General features: G+C 35.2%; 2 protein-coding genes and 1 pseudogene. 2 read left to right on the forward strand and 1 reads right to left on the reverse strand.

Annotated features, from left to right (window positions below):
* Positions 1-717, forward strand: a 717-nt coding sequence (gene hflX / locus AC33VI_RS23150) for a GTPase HflX (protein ID WP_491784619.1), incomplete at its 5' end; no start/stop codon positions are given.
* A 480-nt stretch (positions 718-1,197) separates the two neighbouring features.
* Here the strand turns inward: hflX and AC33VI_RS23155 are convergent.
* Positions 1,198-1,461: a hypothetical protein gene (locus AC33VI_RS23155; RefSeq protein WP_491784620.1), complete on the reverse strand. Its 264-nt coding sequence runs from the start codon at positions 1,459-1,461 to the stop codon at positions 1,198-1,200.
* A 578-nt stretch (positions 1,462-2,039) separates the two neighbouring features.
* Between AC33VI_RS23155 and AC33VI_RS23160 the strand changes: the two are divergent.
* Positions 2,040-2,509 (forward strand): annotated as a pseudogene (locus AC33VI_RS23160) (hypothetical protein); the annotation flags it as partial.

The raw sequence follows: 2,509 nt of genomic DNA on the forward strand, positions 1-2,509 counted from the left end.
CCCCGCTTGGTAGGTCGAGGACAGGCGATGTCTCGTTTGGGGGGTGGTATCGGTACGAGAGGCCCTGGTGAAACCAAGTTAGAAACCGAAAGAAGAAGTATTGCCAAACGTATAGCTCGATTACAGCGAGAAGTTAACGAATTACAGGCACATCGCTCTAGAATGCGCAAACAACGGCAAAAACAAGACGTTCCCAGTGTGGCGATCGTCGGCTATACCAATGCGGGTAAATCTACTTTGATTAATGCTTTAACTAATTCGGACGTATACGTAGCCAACCAACTATTTGCCACCCTAGATCCAACGACTCGTCGTTTATCTATCCCCCATGCCGATACGGGAGTCGCCCAAAATATTTTACTTACCGATACCGTTGGTTTTATTCAACAATTACCACCCCCTCTGGTAGATGCCTTTCGCGCTACCCTGGAAGAAGTGACCGAAGCCGATGCGTTGCTTCATGTAGTGGATCTTTCCCATCCTACTTGGGAAAATCAAATTCGTTCGGTAATGGAAATTCTAGGAGAAATGCCCATCGCCCCAGGGCCTATGTTACTAGTTTTCAATAAACTAGATCGAGTAAGTAGCAAAACTCTAGCCAAAGCCCAAGAAGAGTTTCCCCTCGCATTATTTGTTTCTGCAAGCGATCGCCTGGGATTGGAAACTTTGCGTCAGAAGTTATCTTTGCTAGTCGATTATGCTGGAGTTGGAGAGTAGAAGACGAAGAGACAAATACCCAACATAACTTATTACTTTACTCAGTTTCAAGAAACAAATTAGTCTGCAGAGGCTAGGAAAGATTAAGGGGTCAAGGCTAATTTATTTCTGGCTGACATTATATAGCTGTACAAAGTTAGATGAGGACAAGTTAAGTTATTAGCTCGTAGGTAGTAGGGTAATGTCCTAACTTAAATACGTAATGCTATAAATCTAGATTTTTTGGTCGCTGATTTTACGCATTTACCAACGCCATTAATCAATCTGCTGACAACAAACTAAGAAACTAAACCTTAATTACCTGCTATTTTGATTTTTGAATTTATCCTCCAAACAGATATATTTTTGGAGTTTAGATAGGGTTTAGTTTCTCTAATAATTTTAAGTAGCGATAATTGAGCTTGATTCGAGTTTTCCCAAGCAATTCTTGAATCAAAAATTAGATTAAACTACTTAAATTTTGATGTTCCGAAATATACTCTAGGCTGCTTTATTTATTAGAGGATTTACAGAAGAAGTATAATTATTTGCTTCAGCAGTAGGAATTAAATTCCATCCAGCTTTACGTAAATGTTGATAGGTAGCCCAGCCTTTAGAACCACCAGGAATGCGATAATCTGGAACAGAATATTGATAATAGGTATTATAAGGTTTCCAAGATTGATAGGCATATTCTCTTAGATGTAACACCATAATTTGTTTACTTTGGTTATCTAAGAGCCAACACATTTGTTTGTCCATCATGTTTTTTTCTCACAAATTACTTGGCTTATAATCAACTATATGTATTTTTTTATACTTACTTATTTCAAATAAATATAATTAATAATTGCCAACTTTCAATATGGTTTTAACACATAAAAAAATAAAACCAAAGTTAATTTTGCTACAAAATAATATTTTATTTTTAGCAATAGTAAAAAATGCTACAAAACAACGATTTGGAGAATTTTAAGACTGTACTGAAGATAGATATTTACCAAAAATACTTTTGAGAATATATGCTTATATAAAATATAATTATCAATTATTTTAAATAATAATTTATTAGATTAGATTTATGCTAAAAAAAGATAAAAAAAACTTATTAAATTAATTTTTTCTTTTAATCTATACTTTGGTAGTAAATTACGCAGATTAATAGCAATAGGACTTTATCTTGAATTAATTTTGGGCATACTAGACAATAAGCGATCGATCGCTGGATTTAGTGATGAAGGAAGCTAGATCGAGCTAGAGTTTTAATTCATTTTGGGCATACTAGGAAAGTTGTGATTCAAAGTAACTTTTCTTATTTCCTAGTCAATTAATTCTTAATGTCAATGATGAAGCTACCTAAGATCGTTTTTAATAAATTATTCTTAATTATATTTAGTTGTATTCTCGTCCTATCTCTCAGTCATCAAGTTGACTCTCAATCAATCCAGATTGCCCAAAATTTTCTGAATACCAAATATGATGGAAATTACTATTCTGCAATGCTAGAAGCAGATCGCTTCTATAAACAAGGGGATCTACAAAAAGCCAAATTAATTCAGCAACAAGTTAAGCCAAAATTTACTCAACCCGAACCCATTCCTGTCGCCCAAAGCGATTTAGCCAAATTACCTTCCTCAGCCAAACAATATTGGGATGCTGCCACTCAAGCGATCGAAGAAGATCCAGAAAGCAATGAAGAAGTAGATAGCAGAATTTTTCTGCCCCTAGAAAGTTTGGTTCAAGAATATCCTCAATTTGTCCCAGGACATATTTTACTAGCCGATACTTACGATCTTTATGCAGATGAAGATGC

It is taken from the genome of Waterburya sp., assembly GCF_058530065.1.

What these genes read in the sequence shown, in the direction of transcription:
- AC33VI_RS23155 (WP_491784620.1), bottom strand. Translation starts at nt 1,461, where the DNA reads ATGATGGACAAACAAATGTGTTGGCTCTTAGATAACCAAAGTAAACAA.